Origin of the sequence: Acinetobacter bohemicus ANC 3994 (genome assembly GCF_000367925.1) — a bacterium.
GTDB lineage: Bacteria > Pseudomonadota > Gammaproteobacteria > Pseudomonadales > Moraxellaceae > Acinetobacter > Acinetobacter bohemicus.
Window position 1 is genome coordinate 473,504 of sequence record NZ_KB849176.1, and the last position, 17,507, is coordinate 491,010.

At 37.7% G+C, this 17,507-nt stretch carries 17 protein-coding genes and 1 tRNA gene; 9 read left to right on the forward strand and 9 right to left on the reverse strand.

Translation table 11 applies throughout. The annotated features are described in order from the left end of the window. Window positions 1-125: 125 nt before the first annotated feature. From dld to F994_RS14985, 3 genes are all read left to right on the forward strand, one after another. Entirely contained in the window at window positions 126-1,829 is a 1,704-nt protein-coding gene (dld, locus tag F994_RS14975) for a D-lactate dehydrogenase (RefSeq protein WP_004651424.1), read from the forward strand. 174 nt (window positions 1,830-2,003) lie between these two features. Further along, entirely contained in the window at window positions 2,004-4,040 is a 2,037-nt protein-coding gene (locus F994_RS14980; RefSeq protein WP_171065352.1) for an NADPH-dependent 2,4-dienoyl-CoA reductase, read from the forward strand. Between the two features lie 97 nt (window positions 4,041-4,137). Next, window positions 4,138-4,227, forward strand: a tRNA-Ser gene (locus tag F994_RS14985). 190 nt (window positions 4,228-4,417) lie between these two features. Here F994_RS14985 and F994_RS14990 read toward each other — a convergent pair. Genes F994_RS14990 through F994_RS15000 form a run of 3 tightly spaced genes read right to left on the reverse strand, consistent with a single transcriptional unit; the run spans window position 4,418 to window position 6,652 of the window. Next, complete coding sequence (locus tag F994_RS14990; RefSeq protein WP_004651426.1) at window positions 4,418-4,786, reverse strand: aldo/keto reductase; 369 nt, start codon at window positions 4,784-4,786, stop codon at window positions 4,418-4,420. A 14-nt stretch (window positions 4,787-4,800) separates the two neighbouring features. Then, window positions 4,801-5,799 (reverse strand): NADP-dependent oxidoreductase, encoded by a 999-nt coding sequence (locus F994_RS14995; protein ID WP_004651427.1) that lies wholly within the window; start codon window positions 5,797-5,799, stop codon window positions 4,801-4,803. Window positions 5,800-5,848: 49 nt separating this feature from the next. Further along, complete coding sequence (locus F994_RS15000; protein WP_004651428.1) at window positions 5,849-6,652, reverse strand: oxidoreductase; 804 nt, start codon at window positions 6,650-6,652, stop codon at window positions 5,849-5,851. A gap of 237 nt (window positions 6,653-6,889) precedes the next feature. Here F994_RS15000 and F994_RS15005 point away from each other — a divergent pair, with 237 nt between their 5' ends. From F994_RS15005 to F994_RS15020, 4 genes are read left to right on the forward strand one after another with little or no spacing between them, the layout of a single operon-like run. Beyond that, entirely contained in the window at window positions 6,890-7,903 is a 1,014-nt protein-coding gene (locus F994_RS15005; RefSeq protein ID WP_004651429.1) for an alpha/beta fold hydrolase, read from the forward strand. A gap of 41 nt (window positions 7,904-7,944) precedes the next feature. Next, a complete protein-coding gene (locus F994_RS15010; RefSeq protein WP_004651431.1) occupies window positions 7,945-8,808 on the forward strand; it encodes an alpha/beta fold hydrolase in 864 nt (287 codons plus the stop codon). A gap of 52 nt (window positions 8,809-8,860) precedes the next feature. Further along, the gene (locus F994_RS15015) at window positions 8,861-9,247 is read left to right on the forward strand and encodes a hypothetical protein (protein ID WP_004651432.1); all 387 of its coding nucleotides are present in this window, start codon (window positions 8,861-8,863) and stop codon (window positions 9,245-9,247) included. 9 nt (window positions 9,248-9,256) lie between these two features. Continuing rightward, window positions 9,257-10,510: an NADH:flavin oxidoreductase/NADH oxidase family protein gene (locus F994_RS15020; protein ID WP_004651433.1), complete on the forward strand. Its 1,254-nt coding sequence runs from the start codon at window positions 9,257-9,259 to the stop codon at window positions 10,508-10,510. Between the two features lie 57 nt (window positions 10,511-10,567). Here F994_RS15020 and F994_RS15025 read toward each other — a convergent pair whose 3' ends face one another. The 4 genes from F994_RS15025 to F994_RS15040 form a co-directional block, all read right to left on the reverse strand. Further along, entirely contained in the window at window positions 10,568-11,008 is a 441-nt protein-coding gene (locus F994_RS15025; protein ID WP_004651434.1) for a winged helix-turn-helix transcriptional regulator, read from the reverse strand. 500 nt (window positions 11,009-11,508) lie between these two features. Then, window positions 11,509-12,087, reverse strand: coding sequence for an HD domain-containing protein (locus tag F994_RS15030; protein WP_004651435.1), 579 nt, complete (start codon window positions 12,085-12,087; stop codon window positions 11,509-11,511). A gap of 13 nt (window positions 12,088-12,100) precedes the next feature. Further along, the gene (locus tag F994_RS15035) at window positions 12,101-12,646 is read right to left on the reverse strand and encodes a cysteine hydrolase family protein (protein WP_004651436.1); all 546 of its coding nucleotides are present in this window, start codon (window positions 12,644-12,646) and stop codon (window positions 12,101-12,103) included. Between the two features lie 55 nt (window positions 12,647-12,701). Beyond that, complete coding sequence (locus F994_RS15040; protein WP_004651437.1) at window positions 12,702-13,583, reverse strand: MBL fold metallo-hydrolase; 882 nt, start codon at window positions 13,581-13,583, stop codon at window positions 12,702-12,704. Between the two features lie 133 nt (window positions 13,584-13,716). Between F994_RS15040 and F994_RS15045 the strand changes: the two genes are divergently transcribed. Further along, the gene (locus F994_RS15045) at window positions 13,717-14,691 is read left to right on the forward strand and encodes a GlxA family transcriptional regulator (protein ID WP_004651438.1); all 975 of its coding nucleotides are present in this window, start codon (window positions 13,717-13,719) and stop codon (window positions 14,689-14,691) included. A gap of 155 nt (window positions 14,692-14,846) precedes the next feature. Here F994_RS15045 and F994_RS15050 read toward each other — a convergent pair whose 3' ends face one another. After that, window positions 14,847-16,226 carry a heavy metal sensor histidine kinase gene (locus F994_RS15050; RefSeq protein ID WP_004651439.1) on the reverse strand — a complete coding sequence of 460 codons (1,380 nt, stop codon included), beginning with the start codon at window positions 16,224-16,226 and terminating at the stop codon, window positions 14,847-14,849. Further along, window positions 16,223-16,894, reverse strand: coding sequence for a heavy metal response regulator transcription factor (locus F994_RS15055; protein ID WP_004651440.1), 672 nt, complete (start codon window positions 16,892-16,894; stop codon window positions 16,223-16,225). The genes F994_RS15050 and F994_RS15055 overlap by 4 nt, the downstream gene beginning before the upstream one ends. A 121-nt stretch (window positions 16,895-17,015) precedes the next feature. On the opposite strand from F994_RS15055, the gene F994_RS15060 reads away from it, so the two are divergent. Next, on the forward strand, window positions 17,016-17,492 hold the full coding sequence (locus F994_RS15060) for a GlcG/HbpS family heme-binding protein (protein WP_407636548.1): 477 nt from the start codon (window positions 17,016-17,018) through the stop codon (window positions 17,490-17,492). Window positions 17,493-17,507: the final 15 nt, after the last annotated feature.

Here is a 17,507-nt window from a genome sequence, read left to right on the forward strand (position 1 = left end):
ATTTAGGGGGATTCTTCCAATACAGGATTAAAATTTAGGTTTTTATTTTTAATTCAAAAACTTAAATAAAAAATTAGATCAATAAGCATTATTCCTGATTAACATTTGGAATAGGGAAATTTCATATGCAAACTCAATCAGATTTACAGCAAACCATTCATAAACTCATTAACATCGTGGGTAAAGCACACGTTTTAACCGATGATAATGCCACACGTTTATATCGTCAGGGTCGACGTTATGGTTCTGGTCAAGTTTTGGCTGTTGTTACCCCGGGTTCTTTAATTGAGCAATGGCATGTTTTGCAAGCCGCAGTGGATGCAGATTGTATCGTGATTATGCAAGCCGCCAATACAGGATTGACGGGTGGTTCTACACCTTTTGGTGATGATTATGATCGTCCAGTTGTTTTAATCAGTACCCGCCGTTTAGCAGGGATTCAAGTGATTAATGATGGTCAGCAAGTGATTTGTTTACCGGGTGCAACACTGGATCGCCTAGAAAAAGAATTGGCACCATTTAACCGTGAACCCCATTCTGTGATTGGTTCATCGTGTATTGGTGCATCGGTTTTAGGCGGGGTGTGTAATAACTCAGGTGGAGCATTGGTACGTCGTGGGCCTGCTTATACTGAGCTGGCACTTTATGCCCGCGTAAATGAAGTAGGCGCGTTGGAACTGGTGAATCATTTGGGGGTGGACTTAGGTACAACGCCTGAAGAAATTTTATCTAAATTGCAAACGCAGCAATATCAAATGGATGATATCCAAAATGATGCTAATTGTTGCGCTTCAGATCAGCATTATGCCCATGATGTAACGCAAGTGGATGAAAATACCCCTGCACGATTTAATGCAGACCCATCGCGTTTATTTGAAGCATCGGGTTCAGCAGGGAAAGTGTGTGTATTTGCAGTGCGTCTGGATACTTTTGAGAAAATCCCAAGTCAAGTGTTCTATGTCGGTACAAATTCACAGGATGATTTAACTGAAATTCGTCGTTTTTTACTCAAAGATTTAGCACGTTTGCCAATAGCCGGCGAATATATCCACCGTGTTGCTTATGACATTGGCGCTGAATACGGTAAAGATACTTTCATGTTTATTGAGAAGTTTGGTACAGCCAAAGTACCAGCAGCTTTTGCCATGAAAGATAAGGTCGATGGTTATTTAGAAAAATTTGGTATGAAAGGGCTTTCGGACAAAGTTCTGCAATTGGTCACTAAGTTTATGCCAAACCATTTACCGCAACGTATGAATGAATTCCGTGATTTATATGAACATCATTTGGTTTTACGTATAGAAAATCAGGATGTTGGGCAAGTTGAACAATTTTTAAAACAATATTTTGCCTCAAATACTTCAGGTCATTATTTTTTGTGTACAGAGGAAGAAGGGCGGAAAGCCTTTTTACATCGTTTTGCAGTTGCTGGTGCTGCCATCCGCTATCGTGATACCCATCGCAGTGAGGTGGAAGATATTGTGGCGTTGGATATTGCTTTACGCCGTAATGACCGTGAATGGTTAGAAACTTTACCCAAAGAGATCGATGATTTGATGATTCATAAACTTTATTATGGTCATTTTCTGTGTCATGTCTTTCATCAAGATTATATCGTCAAGAAAGGGGTTGATCCTTTAGCGATAGAACATCAAATGTGGCATTTGTTGGATGGTCGTGGTGCGGAATATCCTGCCGAACATAATGTGGGGCATTTATATGTGGCGAAGCCTGCACTGAAAAAACATTATCAAAAACTAGATCCAACCAATAGTTTTAATGTCGGTATTGGGCATACAACGAAATTAAAAAATTGGAAATCTTCATAAATTGAAGTGAATAATGATCAGGTGTAATACTTTAAGTGTAGTCTCAATAGCTACACTTTTTTTATGTCAAATTGACAGTTTTTTGCAGACAAATTATTTAAAAAGCCATAAACAAAATATGAAAAGTCGGTAAAGTAGTATGCAACAAGTTGCAAAGCCAACCTTAAAGGATTCATGATGACAACTCGCTATGCAAATATATTAAAACCACTTCATTTAGGCTTTACGACCATTAAAAACCGTGTCGTGATGGGTTCAATGCACACAGGTTTGGAAGACCGTTTTTATAACTATCCTAAATTGGCGGCATATTTTGGGGAACGTGCAAAAGGTGGTGTTGGTTTAATTATTACTGGGGGGATTTCACCGAACCGTTCAGGTTGGTTGCTTCCTGCGGGCGGGACCATGAATACCTTAGGCGATGTCGCACCACATCGTTTAGTGACGCATGCTGTGCATAAGCATGGTGCAAAAATTATTATGCAAATTTTGCATGCAGGACGTTATGGTTATCAACCTTTTGTTGTTTCAGCGAGTCCAATTAAATCACCCATTTCACCTTTTAAACCGCGTCAAATGAGTGAAAAGCAAATTTTAGATACCATTGATGATTATGCACATACCGCCAGTATTGCTAAAAAAGCAGGCTATGATGGTGTAGAAATCATGGGTTCTGAAGGCTATTTACTCAATCAGTTTCTAAGTCGCCATGTGAATCAGCGTGATGATCGTTGGGGTGGCGATATTCAGAATCGGATGCGTTTTGCGGTTGAGATTGTTAGATCGATTCGTGCAAAAGTTGGTGAAAAATTTATTATCTGTTTCCGTTTGTCGATGCTTGATCTGGTTCATGATGGTAACACCATGGATGAAGTGATTATCGTTGCTCAGGCTTTGGAAAAAGCAGGGGTAACATTGCTAAATACAGGTATTGGCTGGCACGAAGCACGTATTCCTACCATTGTCACATCTGTGCCGCGAGCAGCATTTGCTGATTATACGGCTGAAGTGAAAAAGCATGTTGCTATTCCTGTGATCGCTTCAAATCGTATTAATATGCCTGAAACAGCTGAAGCTATTTTGGCTGCTGGAAAAGCAGATATGGTTCAGATGGCACGTCCGTTGTTGGCAGATGCATTTTGGGTGAGTAAAACCGCAACCAATCGTGTTGATGAAATTAATACCTGTATTGCCTGTAACCAAGCGTGTTTAGATCATACTTTTAAAAATCAACGTGCAACTTGTTTAGTCAATCCACGTGCAGCATATGAAACTGAATTGGTTTATTTGAAAACGAAAACACCGAAAAAAATTGCAGTTGTCGGTGGTGGTGTAGCGGGTATGTCTGCTGCAACAGTGGCTGCGAGTCGGGGGCATCAAGTAACTTTATTTGAAGCCGCACAAGAGATTGGTGGGCAGTTTAATTTAGCCAAAGTGGTTCCGGGTAAAGAAGAGTTCCATGAAACCATTCGCTACTTTAAAGTCCAAATTGAAAAAACAGGAGTAGAACTACGTTTAAATACCAAAGTGAACCGTGAGCAATTAGAACGTGAAGGTTTTGATGAGGTCATTGTTGCCACAGGTGTTGTGCCGCGTAGTTTGAAAATTGAAGGCAGTCATGCGCCACAAGTGCTGTCGTATGCAGAAGTTTTACGGGGTGCTGCCGTTGGCAATCGTGTTGCAGTGATTGGTGCAGGCGGTATTGGATTTGATGTGTCTGAATTTTTATTGAAACCAGAGCATCAACCTCAGCCACAACCGTTGGCAGACTGGCAACGTGAGTGGGGCATTGATCCAAATCCGAGCTATATCTCTGAAGGTGGTTTGCAACCTGCGCAAGTGGATCACCCTGTGCGTGAAATTTATTTATTGCAACGTAAAACGACGCCTTTAGGTGCCGGTTTAGGAAAAACATCGGGTTGGGTACATCGCGCACAACTGAAAAAACATGCAGTTAAAATGTTGCGTGGTGTGCAGTATAAATCCATTACCGATGAAGGTTTATGGATTGAAACCAATGGCTATGACCAACTTTTACGTGTGGATACTGTTGTGGTTTGTGCGGGGCAAGAGTCAGTAAAAGACATTATGCCAAATGAAGGTGAAAATACTTTGGCAAATTACCATATTATTGGTGGTGCAAAACTGGCAGCAGAGCTTGATGCGAAGCGTGCAATTCGTGAAGGTGCTGAATTAGCAGCCAAATTATGATTTTTTAAGTTGATTTGGCGAAACAATATTCATTTGAATGCTTTGCTTGTAATTTTTACTTGTCAGTTTTTAAAAAGATCCGTATTATGGCGCACATGGAAGCGTGGCAGAGCGGTTTAATGCACCGGTCTTGAAAACCGACGAGGGTGTGAGTCCTCCGTGAGTTCGAATCTCACCGCTTCCGCCAAATATTGAATTAAGCCCTTGTATTTGCAAGGGCTTTTTTCTTATCTATGGTTTTGTCGAACAATCTAACTCCCACATAAAATTTTGGATGGGATTAGAGCTTATAAAGCTAAATTAGATTGAAATAGACTCCAGTATATTTTTCTTTTTTAGTTATTCTAGATATTGAATTTCAATCAAATTCGATGTACCTAGTAAAGATCAATATAATCCGTTTTTAATCTGCGTAAACTTTGCTCAATAGAATAAAGCATGGCTTTGCGACTATTTCCTTTATACAATTGGTTTGTATCAGGAGAAGCACCACTGGAAAATTTAGTGACTAAGATAACCTCATGATGAATCCCTTGTAATAAATCCCCCAAAATTTCCTCAGATTGCCCAAATTGATAAACATCGGCTGTATCTATGAAATTGCCACCTGCATTCAGATACGCATCCAGTATTAATTTAGCTTCTTCAGGTGAGGAACCATAACCCCAACCTGTGCCGAAGTTACCAGTACCTAAAGCAATTTGTGAGACATTTAAATCTGTTTGACCAAACAATTGATCATTCATATTTATCTCCGATCTTATTCAGAAATTTTTAAGACGACTTTACCTTTTGCTCGTCCAGTATTTACATATTGGAAAGCATCTTTAATCTCACTAAATTCATAAGTCTTATCGACGACTGGATTGATTTTCCCAGATTCGACTAATTTCGAAATTTCAGATAACTGTTGACCATTGGGCTGCATAAACAAAAATGAGTAAGTAATTCCTCTCTTTTTGGCTTTATTTCGAATTGACCAACTTAAAAGGGGAATAATACCTTTCAATAACCAGTTGGCTTTGATTGCCTCAGCAAAAGCACGGTCAGGCGGACCAGAAATACTGATAATACGACCACCACGTTTAACAATATTCAGAGACTTCTCTAAAATTTTTCCACCTTGCGTATCTAACACTACGTCATAGTCTTTAAGCACTTGCTCAAAATCAGTCGTTTTGTAGTCAATGATAATGTCTGCGCCTAAGGCGCTGACCCAGTGAATATTTTTACCACTGGTTGTAGTTGCAACAGTTGCACCTAAGTATTTTGCAAGCTGAATGGCAACTGAGCCTACACCACCTGATCCCGCATGAATCAATACTTTTTGCCCTGCTTTAACTTTCGCAATTTCGACCAAAGCTTGCCATGCAGTCAACGAAACAAGAGGCAGAGATGCTGCAAGTTCCATCGAAATATTTTTAGGTTTAAGCGCCAGTGATGATTGCTGAACCACTGTATATTCTGCAAAAGCACCGTTCAGGTCGGTCTTGGCATACACTTCATCCCCAGCTTTAAAGTTATTAACATTTGCTCCAACTTGAACCACTGTACCTGCAAAATCATTGCCTAAAATAAAAGGAAATTGAACGGGCAGAATTGCCTTAAATTCACCTTCCAAAACTCTTAAGTCGAGTGGATTAATACTTGCTGCATGAACTTGAATGAGTACATCATTTTCTGTTAAAACTGGCGTGGATTGTTCGCCCAGTTGTACATCATTGATATTGCCGTAACGGTTAATGTAGGCTGCTTTCATATGAGGACCTCTATTTTTTGAATTTTGTTTTAACGTTTTATAAGCATCATTAAACTTTCAAGCTGCGTTGAATTAAGGTGTCAAAGATCTTTACTGGGGCAAATTTTCGTAAATTCTTTAAGTGTCTTGCTGCCTTGCCTGAGGTATAGCGGGGTAATATGTTTTGACTATTGATGACCGTTAAAATGGTCTTCGCAACAACACTCGGATCATCTGACTTATTAATTGATTTTATCATGTGTTGATGTAGCTTCTCGCGAATGTGATCATATGCTGAGACTTTTGCATCTGCTTCAAGTAAGTTTATTCCTAATGAGGTTTTGGTGTAAGCAGGTTCAATCAATGAAACACGAATGCCTTGAGACCTTAACTCGTGATCTAAAGACTCTGAATAACCCTCAAGTGCATGTTTTGAAGCAGAATAAAGTGCACCAAAAGGTGTTGGTAAAAGGCCTAAAATTGAGCTGATATTGAGAATAAGTCCAGATTTCTGTTCACGCATCACTGGAAGTACCGCACGGGTCATTCGGACAGCACCAAAAAAATTGGTATCAAAAATAGCTTGAGCTTGTTGCATCGAACTTTCTTCAGCGCCAGCTGGTGCAATGGCAAATCCTGCATTATTAATCAAAACATCAATTCGACCTTCATTCTGAATCACTTTTTCTATTGCATGATTCACTGAATCATCATGATTTACATCTAGTTCAATCAGATGAAACTTATATTTCGATGCACTATTTGCACGTCGACTCGTACCATAAACAATGAATCCTGCCTCATGTAAAAGCTCTGCTGTTGCTAAGCCAATACCAGAAGATGCACCTGTAATAAGAACTATTTTACTCGTCATACAAAATTTCTCACTTGTAATATGTGGGTGATTGGATAACCAATTTCACCTTGATGTTTTGATCATAATCTAAAATTAAAATAGTTACTACTAAAAAGATAGTGACAGTGTGTTTTTTGGCGAGTATAGTAAGTATTAAATAAGTATTGACTGTAAATATGTGCCGTTAATCTCAATAGATTGCTCATAAAAAACAGTTAAATCAGTTGAATGAATAGATTGTGAGGAACAAAACAAATGAAATTTCTATTAAATACAATTGCGATGGGATTAACGGTGTTTTCTATCTTTAGTGCACCATTAACTCAAGCAGAAACAGTGGCATCTATTACTTTTAGTAACTCTGTGGCTAAGGCAAATAAAGTGTCATCTAACATTCTTATCAATCAGCAAGCTGTTCATAGCCCTCAGCAAGATACAAATTGGAAGAATGTACGGACTCAATTTATTTCAGCAGATGGTATTAACTTCGCTTACCGAGAATATGGTCAACAAAATGGTGGAACGCCTGTTATTTTCTTAAATCATTTGGCTGCTGTGTTAGACAACTGGGATCCAAGAATTATTGATGGAATTGCCGCAAAACATCATGTGGTGGTTTTTGATAACCGTGGTGTTGGCGCTTCTACGGGTGAACCCGCAAAGTCCATTGAACAAATGGCTGATGATGCTATTACTTTTATTCAAGCAAAAGGATTTAAACAGGTTGATTTATTTGGTTTTTCAATGGGCGGCATGATTTCGCAAGAGATCGTTCTTAAACGACCAAAATTGATTCGAAAAATGATTTTATCGGGAACTGGCCCCGCAGGCGGAACTGGAATTAGTACAGTGGGGCGAGTTTCCAATTGGGATTTAGTCCGTGGTATGGCGACTCGTCAAGATCCTAAAGTCTATTTATTTTTTACTCGGACAGACAATGGCAAAGCTGCTGCAAAAGCATTTGTGCAACGCATAAATGAACGTACTGAAAATCGCGATAAAGAAATCACCATTTCTGCCTATCGTGCCCAGCTTAAAGCCTTAAAAAAATGGGGAAGTAAAAAACCTGCTGACCTTTCTGTGATTCAACAACCAGTATTGGTGGCGAATGGTGATCATGACCGAATGGTGCCAACAGTAAATACTTATGATTTAGCAAAGCGCTTACCGAATAGTTCACTTGTTATCTATCCAGACGCAGGTCATGGGGGAATCTTTCAGTTTCATGATGATTTTGTAAAACAATCCCTCACGTTTTTAGCTAAATAAAATTAGACCCAACCAAATATTTAAAAATGAGGACAATCAAGATGACCGCAATTACACACCAAGCCGCTGAAACCCAATTTATAGAAGTCGATGGAGCCAACTTTGCCTATCGTCGATGGGGTAACTCAAATACAGGGCAGCCACCGCTATTTTTTCTGCAACATTTCCGTGGAGGTTTAGACAATTGGGATCCATTGATTACTGATGGATTAGCAGCTGGGCGTGAAGTCATTTTGTTCAATGGGCGCGGTGTCGCTTCATCTACAGGGCAACCACGCACTCGTATTGAAGATATGGCTGATGATGCTGCCGCAATGATTCGTGCATTGAATTTAAAACAAGTTGATTTACTAGGCTTCTCTTTAGGAGGATTTCAGGCACAGGATTTGGTACGTCGTCATCCTGAATTGGTCAGAAAATTAATGCTTTTGGGTACAGGGCCACGAGGTGGAAAGCCTAGAGGCGATGATCCAGATGTACCAGCTTTGGTCTTGAAGCATGCAACCAGTGCCGTACCTTCCGAAGAGGACTTTCTATTTTTATTCTTTGGTCGATCACCAAAAGCAATTCAAGCAGGTCGTGATTTTTGGCAACGTCGCCATCAGCGTAAAGATCAGGATCCAGCAAGTTCAGTCGATGTGATGCAGGCTCAGGTTGAAGCCAATATGCACTTTTTACCGAAGCTTGATGAACAAGATCCATTTGCACATTTACGTGAAATTAAACAGCCTACTTTTATTCTCAACGGTGTGGATGATGTGATGATTCCGACCATCAATGCCTATCACATGGCACTGAATATTCCAAATGCACAGCTATTCATTTACCCAGATGCAGGACATGGTGCACAGTTTCAGTATCCAGAACGCTTCGTTAAACATGCCATACAGTTTCTAGATGAGTAATTGATCAGAGTTTCCTTAGTGTTTTTTATATATTGATGAACTGAGAACTAAAATGATGAAATTTAAACTATTACTGTGGATGCTGACTAAGCTGTTACAACGGGCTGTGAAAACCAATCCAAAATGTGCTGCCTATGTGAAAGATAAAAATGTCACATTCCAAATCCAAACGGCAGGTGGTGAAGGGCGTTATTTTGAAGTCAAAAATGGCAAGATAAAGTCTCACGCAGGACAAACTAAATCCCCAAGTTTTACATTCACTTTTAAGAATGGCAGTACAGGTTTTGCTGTGCTATCAGCTAAAGATAGTGTGAATACATTTTTAACAGCTCTTAGAACAGAGGATCTTGTGATTACTGGAAACTTTGTAGATGTCATGTGGTTTCAAAGTTTAGTGGACTTTATTCAACCTCATTCTCAATCATCTTCCACTGTGTGAGCGAAGCGCATGACTCATTTGCAATTAAAAACGAATCTCCTGAATCAGCCTTTAACGTTACCGAATGGTGTGGTGATTCCAAATCGGTTGGCTAAGGCAGCAACCAGTGAAACTTTGGCGACTTATTCCAATAACCCAACGGACAAACATGTTCGTTTATATCAACGTTGGGCTGCTTCTGGGATCGGCATGATTATCACGGGCAACATTATGATTGACCGACGTGCATTAGGTGAACCGGGGAATGTTGTGATTGAGGATGAACGTGATTTTGCTATTTTACAGAAATGGGCGAAAACTGTTACCCAGCAAGGTTCTCAATTGTGGGCACAACTCAACCATCCGGGGAAGCAATCACCGAAAGGATTAAATGTCCGCAATATTTCTGCATCAGCAGTGCCATTTGGTGTCGAAATGCAATCTTTATTTACGACTCCAGATGAAGCTATACATGCAGAAATCATTGAAATTATTCAGCGCTTTGGTCGTAGTGCACTGATATGTAAAAAGGCTGGATTTAGTGGTATTGAAATCCATGCTGCACATGGCTATTTGATTAATCAATTCTTATCTCCATTACACAATTTAAGAACTGACGAGTGGGGTGGCACACCTGAAAAACGTCGTAAGTTTCTAATGGATGTTTATGCAGAAATAAGAAAACAGGTCGGTACAGATTTTCCAATCGCCATAAAACTCAACTCAGCTGATTTTCAAAAAGGTGGATTTACTGAAGAAGATTCATTAGAAGTCATTAAAGCTTTAGCAGCCGCAGGGATTGATCTGATTGAAATTTCGGGTGGAACGTATGAGTCTGGTGTAGCTAAGGCACCACAAAAATCTTCAACCATTGCCCGTGAAGCATTTTTTATAGATTTTGCAGAAAAGGTTAGAGCACAAGTAAAAATACCTTTAATGGTGACAGGTGGTTTTAGAAGTGTTGACGGAATGAATCAAGCCTTAGAGTCCAATGCTTTTGATATAGTCGGGATTGCAAGACTTATGGCAATAGACCCAGATGCTCCCAAATATTTGTTAGCAGGAACCAATAGTAAACAAACGGTACAGCCAATCAAAACAGGAATTAAAAAGATTGATCATCTTGGGATTATGGAAGTGCTGTGGTATACCCAACAACTTAACCGTATTGCTCAAGGTAAAACACCAAAACCTAAAGAGAGTGGCTTATGGGCATTTATTAAATCTGTTGTACGTAGTGGTTGGGGAACGTATGCGACGCAGCGTACTCGAATTAAATCATGAGCCACTCGTTGAACCTATCAGCATAAAAAAGCACTCATATTGAGTGCTTTTTTAGCTTTATTCAGTTTTTTGGTGAATAGCTCGAGTGCCAATTTCGGCTCCCGTCACTTGATCAATCACGATAGGTTTAATTTCAGTCCCTTGCTCTGCATCAAGAAATATAGGCATTTTTTCAGGATTTTCAAACGGTTTATGCTTACGTCCCCAAGCTCCAATCACAAACAGAACTGGTAAAAAATCTTGACCTGCTTGAGTGAGTACATATTCTTCACGTGGCGGATGTTCAGAATATTGTCTTTTTTCAAGTAGTCCTTCATCAACTAAAACAGATAAGCGTTTAGTGAGCATTGTGGGAGCAATGCCCAAACTTTTTCGAAATTGATCAAAACGTGTAAAGCCAACATGGGCATCACGTAAAATTAACATGCTCCAAGCATCGCCAAGAATCGAAAGACTTCTTGCGATTGGACAGACTTCAAGACTGGTATTTTTGCTCATAAGAAATTAATAAACTTGAATGTAACTACTAAAACAATAGTAACATGATTTGATCTTCTAGACTATTATAGTTGCCTTTTAAAAGGCAAGTGAGCACAGCAAAGTTATCGTACTGCAATTTACTACGTCAGCTTAACTTATATTCAGGGTATATAGAGAGGGTTGCAGAAGTTGATTCAGGATTTAGTTAGCTACCTCTATTGATATTTAAGAGTTCGATAACCGTAAAGGATCAACTCATAAACGAAATAAGGGAGGATTCAAGATGGCTGGGATAGTACATAATAGTAAATAAAATAATTCATATCCCTCTTTTCTAGTATCCTGACAAAACTACCTATTTGTATTTCTGCTTAATATCTGTAATGAGGGACTATACACACCAAATTTAGAATATAGTTTTGTAATCAATTTTTAATATAAATACAATAAGCGCATGTTGATTTAAATCAGCACGCGCTTATTGTATTAAGTCACAAGTATTTTGCTACGTTGAATTTTTACCATTTAAACATGGGGAGTGGATTCCAAGGTTGCCGAAAAAATCGTTTCATACCCAAATAAAACAATGTCTTATGAAAACCTGCAGTGGGATAGGTGCTCTTTAGCTGCTTATATGCATTTAACGGTATACCAAAACGTATTATTCCTAATGAAAAATCGGCATAGTCAGCTTGTCTAAAACATTCCACCAATGGGTATTTCGGGTAATGAGTTGAGCTAAGCTTGTGATGTTCAGTAATCATCAAGCTGAGTTCTTCCTGAAAATGGATGAGTTGATGTGCTGCTAAATATTGATTCAGTGCTTCAATCGATGGTGGTAAATAATCAAGAGTATTTGCTGTCCAAATGCCTATGTCATGAAATGCCGCCGCAATTGCAATTTTATGGATACTTTCAGGATCTTGCTTTTGACTTAGCATCAGGCAACATCCAGCCATACGGATACAATGATTGATATATCCTTGATAATCTTTATTAATCAAAGTTTTGTATTTAGATAAAATCTTTTCAAGATGTTGAATACATTCTGAAAATACGCTCTGATTTAATGCCAAAGGCAAGATTTTCTGATCCATATCTTGATTAATCCTAACTTAAATATTCACTTGTAGAAATCACTTGAGCATAAGCAAATTCAAAAGCAGCCATCAGGGTGGCGTGTGCATATGCAGCAGGGACTTTAACACCATTAAACTCTAGCTCTAGTGTTGCACAGGCATCATGAATAACCGTAACTTTATAACCAAAATCAGCCGCTGCGCGCACAGCAGCATCAATACACATATGGCTCATCGCACCTATCACAATGAGTTCAGTGATGCCTTGGGTATCTAAGATTTCTTTTAAGTTGGTATTTAAAAAAGCATTGATATTATTTTTCACGATGACGGTTTCATCTGCATTTGGTTTCACAGTCTCTTGAAACTCAATGCCATTTGAATCCAGAACAAAGATAGGAATTTCATCACTTGCTGAGATATGCTGAATATGAATAACTGGCATCGCATTTTGACGGGCTCTGGCAATCACTTTTACGGCATTCTCAGTAGCCTGTTCAATATTTACCAACGGCAATTTACCCGTAGGTAGATATTCATTTTGTAAGTCGATGACCAATAAAGCTGATTTTGACATGTCTTTTCCTGTATTTAACTAATATGTGTTTTGTTCTGACTTCTTTAAAATATGATTAAAAAGAAAGAGTTTCACCATCTAGTGGAATTAAAACCTTATCTTGAATACCTTTATTTTTCACATACTCTGAAAGTTGAGCACGTGTTAAAGACATATGATTAATAGCATCCATATGGACAGCAACAATTTTGGCATGAGGTGCTTTTTGGACTGCACGATAAGTGTCTTCCTTACCCATAATAATTGACTCATTGAAGCCACTTAATAAGGCATTACCCGTATTTAAAACAATCACTTCAGGATTGAATTTTTGAATAGCTTGATCAACTTCAGGACGCCAGATCGTATCCCCAGCAACATGAATAGTTTCATGTCCTGCTGCTTCAAAAACTATACCCATAGCCTCACCTAAGCCAGCTTTTAGCTCAGCATTACGATACATTTCGTCAGTACCGTGTTGACCAGCAGTTTTAGTTAACTTAACACCTTGAAAAGTAGTTTGAGTTAAGACGCGGACATCTTTAAAACCCTGAGATTGAATCGTTGTTTGATCTTGTTTGTTTTGTACAAAAACAGGCATATTCTTAGGAATCGTGGCTTGTGCTGCATCATCCCAATGATCTAAATGAGTATGCGTAATAATTACAGCATCAACGCCCTCTAGGATTGTTTCTGGTTTAATGGGTAAATCAACCAGTGGATTACGTAGGTAACTACGATAAGTATTTGGAAAACCTTCATAAAAGCCCTTTTTAGCAAACATTGGGTCAATTAAAAAAGTCGTGTCGGCATACATCACTTTGATTGTCGCATTACGAATTTCTTGTACATGCGTTATTTTAGATGTATCTCGTTGAGTGCTGTCATTTGCATATAAATTGAATGAAGCTGTTGCCACAGATATCGCAATTAGCGAACGACTTAAAAATTTATTCATATCAAATACCAAATGATTTACTGATATTAGAATTATGAAGAAAGGCAGAATAAAAAAAATCGTCCTTAAAGACAATCATCGAAACTATTGGGACAAAATGCTATATTTATGATCTTTTAAATAGGGAACTTTTATGGCTATACCTGTTATTGGATTATTCGTTTATCCAAACATAAATCCTTTTCATTTCTCTATTCCTCACATTATTTTTAATATTAAAATTGAAGATAAACTGTTATTTGAACTTAAAATTTTTTCAATAGACGGCCAACCTGTAAAAACAGAGCAATCAATGATTATTATTCCTGATGGCGGAATAGAATTAATAAAAAGCTTTGATCTTGTCATCATTCCCGGATGGGATGATTTTAATCACAAGCCTGAAGAATCTATTATAGAAGGACTGAATCACGCCTATCAAAAAGGAATAAAGATTGTTGGTTTATGTTATGGCACTTATGCATTGGCGTATTCAGGTTTATTAAAAAATAAAAAAGCGGCTACGCATTGGATGGCTGAACAAGATTTTAGTGAAAGATTTCCAGATATTAAACTCGATCGGGATGCACTTTATGTGGAAGATCAGAGAATGATTACCTCTGCTGGGACAGGAGCCGCATTAGACTGTTGCTTATATTTAGTGCGTGAAATGTATAACGCACAAATTGCCAATAAAGTATCGAGAGTGATGGTCATTCCTCCACATCGTGAAGGAGGGCAGGCTCAGTTCATTGAACAACCAATCGCAAATTCGAGTCAAGATGCACAGATTAATGTGTTACTGGATTTTTTAAGAAAAAATTTAGCTCAGCATCATGGTATTGAAACACTCGCTGAACAAACTCATATGACACGTAGAACGTTTACACGTCATTTTAAAAAAGCCACAGGAATGACTTTAGTAGAGTGGTTAAACAAGGAAAGAATTAGATATAGCTGTGAGCTGTTAGAAACAACACAGTTGTCTATTGAAAAAATAGCTGAACTTTCAGGATTTAATAATACAGTATTGTTTAGAAAGAATTTTCGAGAAACCTATGGCACAAGTCCGAATGCTTGGAGAAAAGCATTTGGTATTGGTGGTGACGATAATCAACGCTCCATTTGAGAGTGATCGTTACACGAATTGAGGATATATATCCGCGCTTTTTTATTTTTGGTTTACATTAAAAATCCGTATAACCTGTATGATGTTAATTTTATAGCATCTAAATAATCTGCAATATGAACTTTATAATTTTTAAGAATTTGTAAATAACATCTTTAAGTTAAATGTTTAATCTTTAAACTAAATACAATTCCTTGATGACTATTATATGCGTTTACTTCTCCATTATGTAACATCATGATAGATTTAACGATTGATAATCCTAAACCACCAGTTTTTGCTTTGGCATGTCGACTACTATCAATTTGATAAAAACGTTCAAATAAATGGTTCAAATGTTGTTTATCAATAAAAATATTTTTAGTTAATACTGCAATATCGACATAATCTCCTGTAGATTTTGTTGAAATCACAATGTCTTGATTTTCAAATCCATAATCAATGGCATTGATTATAAGATTAGACAGCGCTCTTTTTAATAAATCTGCATTAGCATATATTTGAATTCCTTTTTCTAACGCTAAAACAAATGTCATTTGCTTGTCTTCAGCTAAGAATTCAAAATAATGCACCAATTCTAAAATAAGGTTGGATAAATCAATATTTTCTTTATCGATAATGTAATCACTATGTTCAGAACGAGCGATGAACAACATATTGTCTATCATCTTACTTAGTCGTTCATATTCCTCAAGATGAGAATATAAAAGCTGCTCCAGTTCTTGTTGTGACCGAGATTGCATGAGCATAATTTGTGTCTGCCCCATTAAGTTATTTAAAGGGGTTCGCAGTTCATGGGCAATATCTTCAGAAAATCGTGCCAGTTGATCATAATTAATTTGAATTTTTTCTAACATCGCATTCATTGCTGAACGCAGTTGCTCAACTTCAACGGTATTACTTTTAGCTTCGATTCGCTGATGTGGTTGAGTACCCTGAATTTTGTGTGTTTGCTTAATCAAATTATTTAATGATTTGAGTAAATACAAACCCATCCAACGTCCGAGTAGGCTTGCCATTACAATTCCCAATACACTATACAGAATCAATTTCCATAAATATTGATCTAAGGTGGATTGAGCTTCATCAAGTTGTGTGCCAGCAATGAGTTGATAATGTTGATGATTAAAAACAACGGTTTTATAGGCCAAACGGGTAGTAGAAAATTCAGATTGATTATCTAAAAAGGTAATGGTTTTTGATTCGGCCATAGCGGGAATATGGACTTTCAGTGGATTAATCTCAATTAAGGCTTGTTGCTGGTTTTTTAAAATTAAAAGATTATCTTCTTTGCCCAGCATATTTTCATACAGACGAGGGTGTTGAACTAAAATCTGAAAACTTTCTTGATCTTGTAAAAAAATTTCGATGCGTTCAACACGTGCAGTTAAATTCTGATCCCGTTGTTTAGCTAACAGGTACTCCATGTTGTGATAAGAAAGTAAACCAATAGCAAAAAATACAATGCAACAGATCATACTGAAGGCAATACTTAAGCGTGTTGTTAAACTTAGATGCCTTAGTATATTTTTCATTTATTTATGCTTAAACGATATCCCATACCTCGAACAGTATGAATTAATTTGGGCTGAAAATGGTCATCAATTTTTGCACGTAAACGACGAATAGCGACATCCACAACATTGGTGTCGGTATCAAAATTAATATTCCACACTTCAGAAGCAATTTGAGATCGGGTTAATAATTCATCTTGATGTTGCATTAATAAATGCAAGAGCGAAAACTCTTTAGCGCTTAAGTCGATTTTTTGTTGATCCCGATAAACAGTACGTTTAAGCCGATATAAAATTAGATCTTCAACTTGGTAATATTCAGACTCGGTTTTTACGCTGCGCCTTAATAGACTTTTGACCCGTGCCAATAATTCAATATAAGAGAAGGGCTTAATTAAATAATCATCTGCACCTAGTTCTAAGCCTTTAACTCGATCCAGCACATGATCTTTTGCCGTTAGCATGATTACTGGAATTTTAGAAAATGTTCTTAAGGTCTTTAATACTTGCCAACCATCAATTTCAGGTAACATGACATCCAAAATGACTAGATCAAAGTTTTTTTCTTGCAACAGGGTGAGTGCTGTTAATCCATCATGAGCAATACTGGATAAATAACCAGATTCGTTTAAACCTTTTGCTAGAAATTCAGCAATTTTGGTTTCATCTTCAACAATAAGTATTTGCATCTAAATAATATTATATGAGTTTGCCTGTTTGTACATTACAAATTCGTAATGTGATTGTCATGCAATAGTGATTTTATTTTATATAAGCTAATTTATCTTTTAATTTAGCTTAATAGAAATGATGAAAAACCTTCTATTTATTCCTGCAATTCTATTTAGTTCAATCACATATTCTGCTCCTAAAACCAGCTATGTCATGGATTTAAACCTCGCCAATCAACTGGCAACCAATGTCATGAAGGCATGTAGTACCACTGCTAAACCTGCTGCTGTGGTGGTTTTAGATCAGGGTGGCAATGTCCTAGCAAGTCAACGGCATGAAACAGTGGGTATTCATAATTTAATCGCAGCCCAAAGGAAAGCCTTTACCGCTTATTCGAGCAAAGTTAATACATTACAGTTTATGCGTAATGCGCAGAATAATGTTGATTCACAGAATTTAACCAGCTTACCTGAATTATTACTTTTAGGCGGAGGTGTCCCCATAGTTTATAAAAGTCAGCTATTCGGTGCAGTTGGTGTAGCGGGTGCAGGTGGGTCAATTCAAGATGATCAATGTGCACAACAGGGTATAGAAATCACACTCAAACAAATTTAAATCAATTTAATTTAG